Genomic DNA, 15,620 nt, shown 5'->3' on the forward strand with positions numbered 1-15,620 from the left:
ATTAAAAGTTGCGAATCTCTACCCCTCCAAACATGGCCAGACCGGTAATTTTCACAATCTTAGTTCCCCCATCTGAAAGCATCACCGGGCCCCTTTTATCTTCTACCCCACCAAAAATCGCGGTCACTTCCGACTTTACAATCCAGCTGGAAGGAATAATAATTTTAACACCTCCAAAAACAGCGATAACCTCCAGCACAATTGCACCTTCAAAATCTGCCTGAGTCAGGTTAACATTACAGCCTCCAAAAACAGCGACCATTTCTCCCCCTTTAAAATTCTTAGAATACACATGCTGATCTGCACCGCCAAACACGCATACCGCAGCGACCACATCATTTTCATCCACCCACTCCCCTGCTTTCGGCTCTTCAACCGGCTCCTGACCAGCATCGCCCTCATTAAAAGGAAATTCCATAGCCTTTTTCTTTTTCCATTTCTCCCCGCTGATGCGGCTTGATTTCGGTTTAAAGATCAAATATAATCCCATTACAATCAGGGCGACTGCAAAATAATATTTTGACACATTCCCATCTACGATATCTCCTAAAGTGAAATATCCACCCACCAGCACCATGATCAGCCAACCCTTGCCTTCAAAATTTCTTTTAAAGCCAACCAGCAATCCGATAATGATCAAAAGCGTATGCCAGCTCAATACCCAATGCGGCAAATCAATACCCATATTTCTTAACAGAAATACCAGTCCAATCCCCAAAAGAACCAAGCCAGCCCATGTACTATTGTTTTTTTTACCCTCGTTCCACTTTTCCATGGTTATCAATTTATTCGTTTATTTATGTGTTTTCTACTCAAATGTAACAGATCAACCCTCATTTACAAACGGCAATTACACAGAATGGGCAGTATAGTCGGTAAAACCCCATTTTTTATCGGTAAAAATTATTCGTTAATTTGGAATAATTCTAATTAACAAAAGAACACGTCCTGATTTATGAAAAAACTAATAATTGCATTGTTTTGCGCTCTACCCTTATTTTCAATCGCACAGACACCAACAGCAGCTTATAAAGTATATGATGTAAAAAATCAAAAAGTCATCCAGCTCAACGAATTACTCCATGATATGAAAGAAGTAGACGTATTATTTTTCGGAGAAGAGCACAACGATTCGATTGGTCACCTCCTGGAATTTGAAATCTATAAAAACCTCAGCAGCAGCTATCCAAAAACCGTTTTAAGTTTAGAAATGTTCCATACCGACATTCAGCCCGTGATGGAGGAATACCTGGCGGGATTGATTTCGGAGAAAAACTTTATTAAAGAAGCCAGAGTCTGGAAAAACTATGAAGACTATAAACCGATGATTGAATACGCAAAAGCAAATCATTTACCGGTTATCGCGGCCAATGCGGCCACACGCTACAGCAATGCTGTGAGTAAATCAGGATTATCCATACTGGAACAGTTTCCGGAAAGCTCCCGTTCTTTTCTTCCTCCCCTGCCTGTGGACACCGCAACAGGAAAATACTATCATAAGTTTATAGACATGCTTGGCGGTCATGGCATGGGTAGCATGAAAATCTACCAGACGCAAAACCTTTGGGATGCCACCATGTCCTGGTCCATTGCCAAGTACCTGAAAAGCCATAAAGGCGCTAAAGTTTTTCAATTGAACGGCCGTTTTCATAGTGATGAGCAGCTGGGAACCTTAGCTAAATTAAAAACCCTGATGCCTAAACTAAAAACAGCGAACATCTCCTGTTTTTCAGGCGAAGACTTTAACACGCCAGACTGGTCCAAATACAACCAACTTGGTGATTATATCATCCTGACAGACCCAACCGTTAAAAGAACCTTTTAAACGCCTGTAAACCCGCATAAAAAAACCACCTGATCGGGATAGATTGCTTCATAGGCAATGAATCAAATCCCAATCAGGTGGTTATAATAATTTATAGAAAAGGCTTACTTGTTTTTCAGTAAATCGCGAATCTCGGTAAGTAGTACTTCTTCTTGTGTTGGTGCAGGAGCTGGAGCAGGAGCTGCTTCCTCTTTTCTTTTCATTTTATTGATTGCTTTTACCATTAGGAAAATGATGAAAGCCAGAATAAGGAAATTGATCACCTCTGTTGCAAAGTTTCCCCAGGCAAACACAGGACCCATTTTCCTTGCATCTTCCAGAGAGGCGGTCGGATTAGTGGCTACAAATTCTCTTACCTTCGCACTTAGCGGGATATAGAAATTGGCAAATCCCTTATCGCCGATCAGTAAACTAATCGGGGGCATAATCAGGTCATTGACCATGGAAGTCACAATCTTTCCGAAAGCACCCCCAATAATTACACCGACAGCCAGGTCAATCACATTGCCTTTGACTGCAAATTCTTTAAATTCTTTTACAAAACTCATAAGTAGTATTAGTTTTAGATGTTAAACGTCCTAATAAAAGTAGTTAATTATTTTCAAAAACTGCATCTATTGTATCTATTCCCTACTCCATTTACAGCTTATCAGAATAATCACCAGGTACTGAGGGCAAAAGAAAGCTCTTTTTAGGGCTCATTATAGAGATCGAAAAGAGAATAATGGAAAATGTTTTAAGAAAACCTGATTTCTAATTCCCTTTATTACTACTAAACACACAATAATACTTTGTCTTGATAGTTTATATGTAAACCAATTTCGTATTTTTGGAACGGGTACTTAAATACCGCTTTGATAAAAACATGCTTAAACAACATCTACAACAAAAACTTCTTCAAAAGCTCTCCCCTCAGCAAATCCAATTTATTAAATTGCTGCAAGTACCTACCGTTGCATTAGATACCAGAATTAAAGAAGAATTAGAGGAAAATCCAGCACTTGAAGATCCCAGCTTAATGATAGCTGAGGAGCCGAAAAGCGAATATGATGACCTAAATGATACTCCTGAAGATTTTGATCCGGCAGCGAAGGAAGAAAACACGGATGAGTTTAATGTAGATGATTATTTACAGGACGACAATGTAAACGATTATAGCACCTCCTATAACAATGAGGATGACGAAGAGAAGAAAGAGACTCCGATTGCAATTGAGAGTACTTTTTTTGAAAGTTTACAGGAACAGTTAGACCTGGTTCCCTTATCCGATCAGGATTTTATCATTGGAAAGCAAATCATCGGCAGTTTAGATGACGATGGTTATCTGCGCAGACCTATTACTTCGATGATCGACGACCTTGCATTTTCACAAAATGCGATGGTAGAAGAAGAAGATGTTTTAGAAATGCTGAAAGTGATCCAAAGCTTTGACCCTCCGGGAATTGCTGCCAGAGACTTACAGGAATGTCTGACTTTACAGTTAAAACGCAAAGACCTTTCCAATCCGATCATTCAGAAAGCCATTATCATCGTAGAAAACTACCTGGATGAGTTTACCAGAAAGCACTACGATAAGCTCGAAAAAGCTTTAGGGCTGAACAGTGAGGACCTGAAAGAGATTATTGCAGAAATTCTACGCTTAAACCCTAAGCCGGGAGACTCCAATCAAGTGACTACCAAACAACTGCAGGTTATTCCAGATTTTCATGTAAGCAATAATGACGGCACTTTAATTCTGACGCTAAATTCAAAAAATGCGCCTGAACTACGTGTGAGCCGCTCTTACATCGATATGTTTGATCATTATGACAAAGCAGCACAAAAAGATAAAAAATTAAAAGAGGCGGTTCAATTTGTAAAACAGAAGCTGGATTCTGCAAAATGGTTTATTGATGCCATTAAGCAAAGACAGCAGACTTTGTTAAAAACAATGAACGCCATCATGCAATACCAATATGAGTACCTGTTAACCGGCGATGAACGCAAAATGCGTCCGATGATCTTAAAAGACATTGCCGATAAGATTGACATGGACATTTCTACTGTTTCGAGGGTAGCTAACTCAAAATACGTGCAAACAGAATTCGGAACTTTTCTATTGAAATCTTTCTTCTCTGAGGCGATCCAAACGGAAAGCGGCGAAGAAGTATCGAATAAGGAAGTGAAGAAAATCCTTGAAGACTGTATTGGAAACGAGGATAAGCGCAAACCATTAGCTGATGAGAAGCTAACGGAAATCCTGAAAGAACAAGGATACAATATTGCCAGAAGAACGGTTGCGAAATACAGGGAACAAATGAATATCCCGGTGGCACGTTTAAGAAAAGAGTTGTAAAATATAAATGGGGACTATAAATCAGTCCCCATTCTCAATAAGTTTTCCAGTTTCTCATTCGCCACAATTAAGCTGGCAGTCAGATCTCTGTTGTCTTTTCTCAAAGTATAAAGCTCAAAAGCCTTCTCGATATTAATGCGCAGATCATCTTCCATCCATGGCTTTTGAATGTATCGGTAAACCTGTCCTTTATTAATCGCATCAATTACAGCGCTAATATCAGCATAACCTGTTAACAGGATTCTAATCGGATCCGGAAAATCAGGGATAATAGATTCGAGGAATTCAATTCCGGTAGTCACCGGCATCCGTTGATCCGTTACAATCACATGAATATCTTCAGATTCCAAAACCTTTCTACCCTCTACTGCCGAATTTGCAATAAAAATATTGAATTTACGTCGGAAGCTTGCTTTAAAAGCGTTGAGATTGTGGACTTCATCATCAACATAGAGAACGTTTACTGAAGTGTCAGAATTCATAGAATTTTTGCCTTTTTTTTGTTAAATATATTTCAATTATTATGAACAAAAAAACTATTTAAGGATTAAAATTATTTGCGGTTTTATTCTTAAATAATTACACAAATAGGCATTAAAATATCCATAGAGGGCTATCCATTAAACAAATCATCAAATAAATTCTGTGTTTCTTTTTCGGGACAATATCAATCTCCAACCGATATTGACCCGAAATTACGGCCCAGATCTTTAAGATAAGAGGCTTTGACGGAACAAAAATTCCAGCTGTTGATTCACGATCAATAATTTTTCCGTAAGCTCTCTGTTTTCTTTTCTTAACGAATAGATTTCGAAAGCTTTTTCGATATTGATCCGGAGATCTTCAGCCATCCAGGGCTTCTGAATGTACTTATAAACCTGTCCTTTATTGATGGCGTCAATCACGGCGTTAATATCTGCATATCCGGTAAGCAGGATTCTGATCGGTTCAGGGAAATCAGGAATAATAGACTCCAGGAATTCAATTCCCGTCATCACAGGCATCCGTTGATCGGTAATGATCACATGGATCAATTGCTTTTCCAATACCTTTCTTCCCTCCTCTGCTGACTCCGCAGTAAAGACATTAAACATTCTTCTAAACCCTGCTTTAAAAGAGTTTAGATTGTGAGCTTCATCGTCTATGTACAGGACATTTATGGATGCGTTAGAATTCATCTTATGAATTTAATATAATTTTTTTAAATATATTGCTTTTATAAGCTTCAATGAAGTAATTTGGTTGAAAATTTATAATATTAAAAAATTTCAGTCCTGTTTTATGTAATAATAATACAGGGAAGGATGCTCATTATTAGCAGGTAACGCGCTAATTAAAATTAACCTCTTCATAATAATAAAAATTATACTTTCATTATAACGGTGAAAAGTATAATTTTAATAGAATTTTTGTAATGATTAAAGAGTATACCTCATAGAACAAATGCAATTAGATAAAGAATTACGTCAACTTAAAAAAGAGTTAGCTACACAAACAAAAAAGTATAGTGAAATCTATACCCCAACATTCTTTAGAATTCTAAATCCGGAAGATCAATCTTCGCTGTTGAATTTGCTAAAAGAAAAACCACATATCCAGGTATTTGACAGCATTACAAATCAACTTACCGATCTGGTCAAAGGATTAAACCCAACATTAGTCCTGAATAAGGAACAAATCGATGAACTTATAGTAAAACGTTTGAATGGGCAGGAAGCCGATACTTATGGCGTATGGGTCTATTATCCATGGTTAGAAAAACTAGTACATATCCTCGACAAGGACGAGTTTATCCTTGTTCGTACCAACAGAAATAAACATAAAATTACCCAGCAGGAACAAGACCTCCTGATGGAGAAAAAGATTGGCGTAATCGGCCTGTCTGTGGGCCAGTCTGTGTCCCTTACCCTCGCGATAGAGCGTGGCTGTGGCGAGCTTAGAATTGCAGATTTCGACCATTTAGACCTCACTAACCTCAACCGTATCCGAAGTGGCGTACAGAATGTAGATTTAAGAAAAACCGTTATTGTTGCCAGAGAAATTGCAGAAATCGACCCCTTCTTAAAAGTGACCTGTTTTCATGAGGGCATTACAGAAGAGAATATTGAAAGTTTCTTAACTGAAAACGGAAACCTCGATCTCCTGATCGATGAATGTGACGGGATTGACATCAAGATCCTTTGCAGGGTAAAAGCAAAAGCACATCAGATTCCGGTATTGATGGAGGCCAGCGACAGAGGCACCATCGACATTGAACGATTTGACCTGGAGCCAAACCGTCCTATTTTACATGGATTTATTGAGCACCTCGACATTTCGAAAGTAAAACACCTTAAAACCAACGAAGAAAAAATACCTTATATATTACCGATTGCAGGCGTAGAAACATTATCCACCAGGATGAAAGCCTCTATGATTGAGATTCAGCAAACCATTACCTCATGGCCTCAACTGGCCAGCGCTGTTACTTATGGCGGAGGGATCACAGCCGACCTTTCCAGAAGAATCCTCTTACAGGAACTTTCGGTATCGGGCAGATTCTTTGTCGACATTGAAGAGATCATTGCAGATCCGGTTAAAACAAACGATACCGCAGCAACTCCTCAACCTGAAAAAGGAATCTCCTTTCCGGAGATGGAAACCCTAACCGCGGAATTGAAACTTACAAAGCCAGAAAATGCCATCCCACTAGACGGTGAGCAACTCGAAGAGCTAATCCTAACCGCACAAAGAGGAAGTTCTGCGGGTAACAATCAACCCTGGAAATGGCTGTATAAAGACGGTGCATTATTCCTTTTCCACGATAAAGAACGTTCCTTCTCTTTTGCAAACCACAAGAATATTGTGGCCTATGTGGGCTTCGGACTTACCCTGGAAAGTATTCGCCTGAAAGCAGATTCCCTGAATCTGGAGCTTCATGAGCAACTTTTTCCAGATCCTCAGATTCCTGAACTGATTGCTGTTTTACAATTCAGCAACGCAACAACAGCACACCAAAAAGACGGTCTGGCGGACTTTACCGGAATCAGAAATACCAATAGAAACCAACCTAAAGTAATTAAGCCCATCCCTGCGGAAACCTTAGCCGAAATTAAAGCCGAAACGGAGCAGATTGATGGCGCTAAAGTCTATTTTATTGATGATAAAACGGACATTCAGGCATTGGCAAATATTATGGGAGAAGCGGATAAACTTCGCCTCTACACCCCTACCGGCCATCATGAGCTTTTCAATCTGGAACTGAGGTTTACTAAAGAAGAATCGGAAAGAACCGGCGATGGACTAGACCTGGAATCTTTCGGCTTAACGGCTGGAGAAGCCATTGGAATGCGTATTGCCAAAGACCCAAAGGTGCTTGAGTTGTTAAAAACCTGGAAAATGGGAACAGGCCTGGAGCGTCTTTCTAAAAAATCCGGACTGGCTTCCTCGGCGATTGCCCTGGTCACCATGCCAACTTATACTGCGAACGACTTCATCAAAGGAGGGAAAGCCGTAGAACGAATGTGGTTAACCGCTAACCGTGCCGGAATCTCCCTTCATCCAATGACCGCCAGCATATTACACTTTAACATCTTAAAATATGGGGAGGGACTAAATCAGGATCTTTATCTTAAAGACAAGTTTTCTGAATTAAATGAGATTTTCTACAATTGCTTTTCGGAAGTCGATCAGCAGGAAGTGAGCGTTTTTCTATGTAGATTATTCTACGCTGAAACAGAAGCAACACCTTCAAAACGTTTGCCAATAGATAAAATATTCATATCTAATTTAACCCGATAAATGGTAAAGTTCACCGCATTCAAAGCAACAGAAAACGAGGCTTTATGTCATAAGTTCATAGATGGTCACAGAAAAGTGTTAGAGATCTATGGCATCACCATGATCACATCGGCAAAACATGCCTGGATGCAGCATGAAAACACTTACGTTATCCTGGTAGAATCTACCGAAGATGGACGGGCATTGGGTGGCGCACGCATTCAGATTGCCGATGAGGATTTGCCGCTTCCGATTGAAGACGCGATTGGAAAACTGGATCCTAAGATATTTGATCAGCTCCGTGAAAGAAAGTTATTGAAAACCGGCGAGCTCTGCGGGCTTTGGAATTCCAGAGAAATTGCAGGATTCGGAATTGGCAGTATCTTCTTAATCCGTGCCTCTGTAGCCCTGGCCTATACCCTTGGGCTCCACAGTTTATTTGCCCTTTGTGCTCCGGCAACCGTTAGAGGAGGAAAAAGAACTGGCTTTGATGTAAATATAGCCGTTGGCAACAACGGACAATTTTACTATCCAAAACTTGATTTAATTGCCACTGCCGTGATTATTGACAACGTTAGAACCTTAGAAAAAGCAGAGCCGACTATCAGGGAGCTTGTTTTCGACCTTATTGAAAACCCCGTACAAGTCCGCTCAGAAACCGGTCCCAAAGGTGATGTAGACATCATGTACGATTTAAAATATGACAAATAATGCATCAGCTCCATAGCTTAAAAAAGATTGCGCTGTTTTTTTGTTTGACACTGCTTTTCCTGATGAAGGGCATTTCTACAGAAGCACAGGTCATTCAGCTGAACAGTACAGCCAACACCCAGCTCAATATCAGCGATAAGGTGGCTACTTATGAAGACCCTTCTGCAGCGCTTTCCCTGCCGGAAGTGATTCAAAAAGGCACATTCAAACCCAATACCAACAAGATTGCCAATTTCGGGCTCACAAAATCCAATATCTGGATCAGGATCAAAATTGCAGATCCGAAAATGGCCAGTGATTATTACCTGCAGCTGAAAAGTCCGAACCTGGATAAAGTGGTCTTTTATTTTCCGATACAAGGCCAGTACAAAGCCATTAAATCAGGCAATGAAGTTTCTATTCACCGTAGAGATATCGTGCATCAGGATCCTATTTTCAGACTCAGGACCACCTCAGATACCACTACCTATTACCTGAAAGTTTCCGCTTCCAGTCCCATCACCTTACCCCTTTTTATAGGCTCTTATTCTTCAATTATGCAGGGACTTTCCATGGAAAGCAACGTTTTCAGCCTGTACATGGGACTAATCATCACCATGTTTTTATACAATATCTTCATATATTCTACGGTTAGAGACAAGAGTTACCTGTTTTATGTAGTCTATATTTTTAGTGTTGGTTTTGCTCAACTGTGTTTACAAGGCTATGCTTTCTCCTTACTTTGGGGAGACAACCTATACTTAAACAACCAGGGGCTGGTCTTTTCCATTGTTTTCGTAGGAATCACTTCAATTCTCTTTACTAAAGAGTTCCTCCATGTTAAGAATTTCTACCGGAATACAAATCGCTACCTGAATCTCCTGATTGCCCTTTATCTGCTCTGTTTCGTGATCAGTATTCTCGGTTATCCGGTAGCGGCACAGATGGCCTTACAATTGCTCACCATTGTAGCTTCGATTACTGTAATTATTACGGGTATCTTAATTTACAGAAAGAAATACCGTCCGGCGTTATATTTCACTATTTCATGGTCTTGCTTTCTATTCGGTGTAATCATATTTATCCTGAAGGATGTTGGTATTCTTTCTTATACTTTTTTAACAAATAATGCCATCTTAATTGGCTCCGGATTAGAAGCCGTATTACTGTCTTTTGCATTGGCTGATAAGATCAATGTTTTCAAGAAAGAGAAAGAGGAATCACAATCAGAAGCTTTGAGAATCCTGACTGAAAATGAAAAACTGGTACGTGAACAAAACGTCCTGTTAGAAATCAAAGTTAAGGAAAGAACAGAGGCCTTAGAAAACATCAATACCAGCTTAAACGACGCGCTATCTAACCTTAAAGAGACCCAATCTCAACTGGTAGATGCAGAGAAAATGGCTTCCTTAGGTCAGTTAACCGCGGGTATTGCCCATGAGATCAACAATCCGATCAACTTTGTAACTTCTAATATTAAGCCACTTCAGATGGACATCGACGATCTGAATCAGCTGATTGATCTATACGAGAAAATTGATCCTGCACAGGACCTCAATCCACAACTCAGTAATATTGAAAACTTCAAAAGATCAATTGATCTTGATTTCGTCAGAGAAGAAATCAAATCTCTGCTTTCCGGTATTGGAGAAGGAGCAAAAAGAACAGCTGAAATCATCAGAAGTCTGAAGAATTTCAGTAGACTGGATGAGAATGACACCAAGCCAGTCGACTTAAATGAAGGCCTGGATTCTACCCTGGTTTTACTGAGAAGCACTTTCCCCGGCAATCTTCAGATTGTCAAGAATTATGGCACCTTACCAAAAGTAGAGTGTATGCCTGGTAAAATTAATCAGGTTTTCATGAACCTCATCAGCAATGCGATTCAGGCGATCAAAGGAAAGGAATCTCCTGCTCCGGAAGAGCAACTGAGCATTACTACCTGGCAGGAAGATGAAGCCGTGAAAATCAGCATTAAAGATTCGGGATCAGGCATGTCTGAGGAAGTAAAACAGAAGATATTTGAACCTTTTTTCACCACTAAAGACGTTGGCGAAGGTACTGGTTTAGGTTTATCGATCGTGTTTAGGATCATTGAAAACCACCGCGGCCACATAGATGTTGTTACAAAAGTAAATCAAGGTACAGAATTTATTATTACCTTACCCGTAATCTCACGATAATAAACTTTATTATGAATGCCACAACTATACGTGTTCTGTATATTGATGATGAAGAAAATAACTTGCACGCTTTTAAAGCAAGTTTTAGACGGCAGTATGAAATTTACACCGCCCTGTCTGCTGACGAAGGATTAAAAATCCTTGAAAACGTTGCAGTACAAGTAATTATTGCGGATCAGAAGATGCCGAATATTACGGGTGTAGAGTTTTTCAAGAGCATCAAAAGTACCTTTCCAGACCCTACCAGAATTTTACTAACGGGTTATACCGATATTGAAGCCCTGGCTGATGCAATCAATCATGGTGATATTTACCGGTATATTACCAAACCATGGAATGATCTGGAGCTACACAACTCTATCAAAAATGCCTATGATGCCTATAAATCAAAGATAGACCTTAGAAATAAAGTAGCTGAACTGGAAAAAACGAATGACGAGTTAAATCGCTTTATTTACAGTATATCCCATGAATTAAGGGCACCACTGGTTTCTACAATGGGGATTGTGAACCTGGTAAAAATGGAAGGGCTTTTTAACTCCAGCGGAGAATACTGGGGACTGATAGAAACCTGTTCGAACAGACTGGATTATTACATCCAGAAAACACTGCAATATTATAAAAACAACAAGACCATTTCGGAGCATACAGAAATAGATTTCAGGAAGCTGGTTGCCGACCTGATTGAGCTTTATGCTTACACAGACAAGGACACCAAATTTCAGGTCAGTATTATTCAGGATGAGCAGTTTTATGGAGATGCCTTCCGGATTGAAGTAATCTTAGGAAACCTGATTTCGAATGCGATCAAATACCAAAAAGAAACAGAACCGAATAAAATTGTAAACATTTCAGTAGAAGTTCAGCCTACTCAGGTGCACATTGCGATCAATGACAACGGGATGGGTATCCTGAATGAGCATTTAGAAAAGATATTTTTACAGTTCTTTAAAAGCAAAATTAATCATGGAAGTGGCCTTGGCCTTTTCATTGTAAAAGAAGCATTAAATAAAATCAACGGAAAGATTACTGTGAGTTCGAATGCTATAGAAGGTACCACCTTTAAAATCACGATCCCAAATGTTAAATAAACCCAGAACAGTTATGTTAATTGATGACAATGAGGTTGACTTAAAAATCAATTCCAAGATCATCACCATTACTAATTTATTTGATGAAATCATTCTTTGTCAGTCAGGTGAAGAGGCGCTGAATTACCTCAGCAGGAACAAGAACAACGAGGAAAAGATTCCGGACTTCATTTTACTGGACATTCAGATGCCGGAAATGGATGGCTTTGAATTTCTGGAAATCTATAAAGGATTACCCCTATCTATCACAGACAAATGTGTGGTGGCGATTTTATCTTCGACGCTTGATTTTGGAGATATCAAGAAGGCAGAAGCGAATCCACATGTGGTACGCTTATTCCGGAAACCCTTGTTTCCAAAAGAACTGGAAGAAGAATTAAAAAAACATATTTAAAAAAGAAAAGCGCCTCCATCCGGAAGCGCTTTCTTTTTATATTGAAGAATGGTTTACACCAATCCTGAAATTTCTACCATTTCATTTACGTCAGCTTCGTAATCAACACCAGCTACGTCAAAACCAAACAGGTTTAAGAAATCCTTTTTGTAACCAGCAAGATCGCCGATTTCAGGAAGAGATTCAGTAGTTGCTTCAGTCCATAGTGCCGCAATTTGCGCCTGAACGTCATCACGCATCTCTAAATCGTCTACACGGATTCTTCCTTTATCATCAGTTAATACTTCAGCACCTGTATATAAACGGTCTTTGAATAAACGTTGAATCTGCTCGATACATCCTTCATGAATGCCTTCAGCTTTCATAATTTTGTACAATAAAGAGATGTACAAAGGAATAACCGGAATTGCAGAGCTCGCCTGAGTTACTAAGGCTTTGTTTACCGACACATAAGCTTTTCCGTTGATGTCTTTTAGTTTATCAGCAATTTCGAATGCTGTAGCCTCTAAATGGTCTTTAGCGCGACCGATTGTACCTTTACGGTAAACCGCTTCTGTTAATGAAGGGCCGATATAAGAATAAGCAACTGTAGTTGCACCAGGTGCAAGTAAGTTAGCCGCTTTCAATTCATCGATCCACATTGCCCAGTCTTCACCACCCATTACCGCAACTGTATTTTCAATATCATCACCAGCAGCTGGCTGAATAGAGATATCAGAAACGATACCAGTATGGAAATCTACTGTTTTGTTAGTATATACTTCACCGATTGGTTTCAACACAGAACTGTGTACTACACCAGTTACCGGATGAACTCTTTTTGGAGAAGCTAAACTGTAAATAACCAGGTCAATTTGTCCCAGGTCAGCTTTGATCAGTTCCAAAGTTTTTTCTTTGATCTCTTTTGAGAAGGCATCACCGTTGATACTTTTAGCATATAAACCAGCTTCATGAGCTATTTTTTCAAATGCTGCAGTATTGTACCAGCCTGCAGAAGCAGTTTTACCTGGTGCTGGTGGTTTCTCAAAGTAAACACCAATAGTAGATGCATTAGATCCAAAAGCACTAGTAATTCTTGACGATAAACCAAAACCGGTTGATGCGCCAATTACCAGGACTTTTTTAGGTCCGTCAATAGGGCCTTTAGATTTCACGTAATTGATCTGGTTTAACACGTTTTGTGCGCAACCATCTGGATGAGCAGTCAGGCAGATAAACCCACGAATTTTAGGTGCAATAATCATATTTATTCTCTTTATACTTTTTTTCTGTAAACTTTCCGCGAAGCGGTTCTTGTTGAATTATTCAGCAAACATAATTAAAACAAAATAAGTATGCCAGTTCCGGGGAAAATTGGTTAGAAAAACAAAGGTAAAGCAGAGATTAAACTGGGCGGAATCTAAGTCAAAGGATAGTTTAACAAATCATTTTGGGCCATTTGACCCTATTAGTGATGATCAAGTATAACTACATTAGTATTAGAAAATGTCTTATCTAAAAAAAGACATTTTCAATAAGGGAAAAGCTGAACACCCTTCACAAGGTAGGCAATCATTAAAATTTAAGCTTTTTAAATTATAAAAGCAACCAAGATTATGGCTTTCGCATGGTTTCGTTACAATGATTTCGGTGATCCCGCCCTACCAATAAGCTACATCCTTATTCCTGGTTCTGAAGACCCTGATTATTCTCCGAATTGTCCTGGAGTACTTCAACTTTGTGCTATACGCGCATATAACCTTAATGGTCAACCCGATATAGACGACAATGTATTAATGGACATGGTTCGTGCATTAAATGGTCTTATTGATATCCCAGGGAGTGTACTTTTAAAATCACTTTAATGCAAAAAGCAACAGCCATTTTTTTTGTGAGCTGTTACTTTTTACTTTTCAGTCAACACAAACACATCAATTAACCTCGGCTCTTTTTTAAGAATAAATCCTTCCTCTAGAAGTTGTGCTTTTAGATCATTTAGATCAATCCATTTCAGAATATCCGTTTTACCCTTATAATTAGTTTCGTCCACGACAGGGGGATTGATTTGCGCAAATTCTAGTGAAAGTCTTATAGAAAATAACTCTCTTCCTTTCTTCGGTATTTTTCTTCCCTCATATTTAGGAAGATCAGTAGCCGTATCAATATTAGAGATGACCAAACAGTTTTTCATTCGTTTCTCCCATCTACCAAGTAAACCCAATAAACTATCCAAATCCGAAACAACAGCTCTTGCAATCTTCACTTTATCAGTTCCAATAGGATCTAGGCGCTCGTAGCAAATACTATGTTTACTGTTCCAAACATCCTTAACTTCTTTACTATTGTAAGTATATTTAGTAGGGTCTTTTACTTCCAAAATAATCCTTTGTGGACCAGGAACAAAATCATGGGGTTTAATTATAGCCCATTGAGATAGGTACAAGCCCAATACATCTCTATTTACAAAAAAGGTTCTCAGAGTTCCGTTTTCATTATTGACTATTGCGATCGTCTTGATCAGTACTCCTGGTAAATAACCCCGAACAGCTCCCTTTTGCCCTATCTTATAAGCCCCTTCATGAATCTTAAATATAGGTTTATTCAGATCATAACCCATATCATCATCTTTCATAAACCAATCTGGTTGTTTACCATCCAGGATCAATTGTATATTTGCTTTACTTAAGAGTGCAGTACCAGTTATCGCCTTAACTTCTCCCTTATAAATCCATACCAGGTGCGATATTGTTCGATGTTTAAACCGTTCTCTTAAAACCTTATCTCCAACAGCATAAGGCAAATCCACTTTATTTTGGCCTAAAAACTTACTTCCTATCAAAAACGTATTGATCACTTCTGCTGACTGGTACGTTACCGGCAACATTTTCACCTGAGTACCAAACACCTTTTGCAGGGTATCAACTTTAGCTAAGGCATTAATACAACTGCCACAAAAGGTATCCCAGAAATCAAGAATCAGCAGCTTATCCTTATATTCAGCTATGGAGCTGCTAGTTTTTTCATCATTAATAATCTGAGTGATTGGCAAATCAGGAACAGTATCCCCAATTTTCAAATTTCTGATCGTGTTTCCTTCCTCTTGTCCAATAGCATTATGAACTAACAAAAAAAGGATTAATGTGCAAATTTTTAAAGTTTTCATCATATATATGGTTTAACAGAAATGATTCTTAATGAAGTTCTGCTTGCGATACGGTCATAGCAGGTAAATTAAAAGCGCAAACAAGTTGAAGCTCTATATTATTATCGGAAAAACCAAAATCGAGGCATCAAGAACTGAAATAACCTAAAACAAACAACAAATACCGCTCTCTAAACGCAAACAACTGCGTAAAACCTAATA

General features: G+C 39.0%; 13 protein-coding genes. 7 read left to right on the plus strand and 6 right to left on the minus strand.

What is annotated here, in order from left to right; all coding sequences use genetic code 11:
- Position 1 precedes the first annotated feature (1 nt).
- Complete coding sequence (locus R2Q66_RS08925) at positions 2-775, minus strand: LiaF transmembrane domain-containing protein (protein WP_316748008.1); 774 nt, start codon at positions 773-775, stop codon at positions 2-4.
- Between the two features lie 180 nt (positions 776-955).
- On the opposite strand from R2Q66_RS08925, the gene R2Q66_RS08930 reads away from it, so the two are divergent.
- Positions 956-1,825, plus strand: coding sequence for a ChaN family lipoprotein (locus tag R2Q66_RS08930; RefSeq protein ID WP_316748010.1), 870 nt, complete (start codon positions 956-958; stop codon positions 1,823-1,825).
- A 104-nt stretch (positions 1,826-1,929) separates the two neighbouring features.
- On the opposite strand, the gene mscL is transcribed toward R2Q66_RS08930, so the two are convergent.
- Positions 1,930-2,373, minus strand: coding sequence for a large conductance mechanosensitive channel protein MscL (gene mscL, locus R2Q66_RS08935; RefSeq protein ID WP_316748012.1), 444 nt, complete (start codon positions 2,371-2,373; stop codon positions 1,930-1,932).
- A gap of 317 nt (positions 2,374-2,690) precedes the next feature.
- On the opposite strand from mscL, the gene rpoN reads away from it, so the two are divergent.
- The gene (gene rpoN, locus R2Q66_RS08940) at positions 2,691-4,160 is read left to right on the plus strand and encodes an RNA polymerase factor sigma-54 (RefSeq protein WP_316748014.1); all 1,470 of its coding nucleotides are present in this window, start codon (positions 2,691-2,693) and stop codon (positions 4,158-4,160) included.
- Between the two features lie 14 nt (positions 4,161-4,174).
- On the opposite strand, the gene R2Q66_RS08945 is transcribed toward rpoN, so the two are convergent.
- Together R2Q66_RS08945 and R2Q66_RS08950 are read right to left on the minus strand one after the other, a co-directional pair.
- On the minus strand, positions 4,175-4,642 hold the full coding sequence (locus R2Q66_RS08945) for a response regulator (protein ID WP_316748016.1): 468 nt from the start codon (positions 4,640-4,642) through the stop codon (positions 4,175-4,177).
- 228 nt (positions 4,643-4,870) lie between these two features.
- Positions 4,871-5,338, minus strand: a complete 468-nt coding sequence (locus R2Q66_RS08950; RefSeq protein WP_062549753.1) for a response regulator — start codon at positions 5,336-5,338, stop codon at positions 4,871-4,873.
- Positions 5,339-5,603: 265 nt separating this feature from the next.
- Here R2Q66_RS08950 and R2Q66_RS08955 point away from each other — a divergent pair, with 265 nt between their 5' ends.
- Genes R2Q66_RS08955 through R2Q66_RS08975 form a run of 5 tightly spaced genes read left to right on the plus strand, consistent with a single transcriptional unit; the run spans position 5,604 to position 12,277 of the window.
- Complete coding sequence (locus R2Q66_RS08955; protein WP_316748019.1) at positions 5,604-7,940, plus strand: Rv1355c family protein; 2,337 nt, start codon at positions 5,604-5,606, stop codon at positions 7,938-7,940.
- Positions 7,941-8,630: a hypothetical protein gene (locus tag R2Q66_RS08960; protein WP_316748021.1), complete on the plus strand. Its 690-nt coding sequence runs from the start codon at positions 7,941-7,943 to the stop codon at positions 8,628-8,630. It begins immediately after the preceding gene.
- Entirely contained in the window at positions 8,630-10,792 is a 2,163-nt protein-coding gene (locus tag R2Q66_RS08965) for a 7TM diverse intracellular signaling domain-containing protein (RefSeq protein WP_316748024.1), read from the plus strand. Before R2Q66_RS08960 ends, R2Q66_RS08965 begins: the two co-directional genes overlap by 1 nt.
- An 11-nt stretch (positions 10,793-10,803) precedes the next feature.
- Positions 10,804-11,883: a hybrid sensor histidine kinase/response regulator gene (locus R2Q66_RS08970; RefSeq protein ID WP_316748026.1), complete on the plus strand. Its 1,080-nt coding sequence runs from the start codon at positions 10,804-10,806 to the stop codon at positions 11,881-11,883.
- A gap of 13 nt (positions 11,884-11,896) precedes the next feature.
- Positions 11,897-12,277, plus strand: coding sequence for a response regulator (locus R2Q66_RS08975; RefSeq protein WP_316748028.1), 381 nt, complete (start codon positions 11,897-11,899; stop codon positions 12,275-12,277).
- A 53-nt stretch (positions 12,278-12,330) separates the two neighbouring features.
- Here R2Q66_RS08975 and fabV read toward each other — a convergent pair whose 3' ends face one another.
- Entirely contained in the window at positions 12,331-13,521 is a 1,191-nt protein-coding gene (fabV, locus tag R2Q66_RS08980; protein WP_316748030.1) for an enoyl-ACP reductase FabV, read from the minus strand.
- A gap of 641 nt (positions 13,522-14,162) precedes the next feature.
- Complete coding sequence (locus R2Q66_RS08985) at positions 14,163-15,422, minus strand: hypothetical protein (RefSeq protein ID WP_316748032.1); 1,260 nt, start codon at positions 15,420-15,422, stop codon at positions 14,163-14,165.
- Positions 15,423-15,620: the final 198 nt, after the last annotated feature.

The organism is Pedobacter gandavensis, assembly GCF_032677645.1.
Lineage (GTDB): Bacteria > Bacteroidota > Bacteroidia > Sphingobacteriales > Sphingobacteriaceae > Pedobacter > Pedobacter gandavensis_A.